Origin of the sequence: Streptomyces sp. NRRL F-5650 (genome assembly GCF_000721365.1) — a bacterium.
GTDB lineage: Bacteria > Actinomycetota > Actinomycetes > Streptomycetales > Streptomycetaceae > Streptomyces > Streptomyces ardesiacus.
The window spans coordinates 1-249 of record NZ_JOGV01000193.1 but is presented as its reverse complement, the minus strand read 5'-3'; the positions used below and the strand labels follow the sequence as shown (position 1 = coordinate 249).

Below are 249 nucleotides of genomic sequence, written 5' to 3'. Positions count from 1 at the left end.
GGCTGTGCTTCCGGTGGTTTCGAATGTGACCGGGGAGGTGGCGGGTGCGGAACTGGCGACGGTGGAGTACTGGGTGCGGCATGTCCGGGAGGCCGTGCGTTTCGCCGACGGCGTCACCACGGCGCTGGACCGGGGTGTGGGCATGTTCCTGGAGCTGGGTCCCTCCGGACCGCTGACCGCGATGGTGGAGGAGGTGCTCGACCACACCGGCACCGAAGCCGTCTGCGTCGCGGCCCTGCACCCCGGACG

1 protein-coding gene is annotated in these 249 nt (G+C 70.7%); it reads left to right on the top strand.

Features of this window, described 5'->3' with window-relative positions; genetic code table 11:
• Window positions 1-25 precede the first annotated feature (25 nt).
• A partial coding sequence (locus IG88_RS40010; RefSeq protein ID WP_037837597.1) for a hypothetical protein occupies window positions 26-249 on the top strand: 224 nt, incomplete at its 3' end.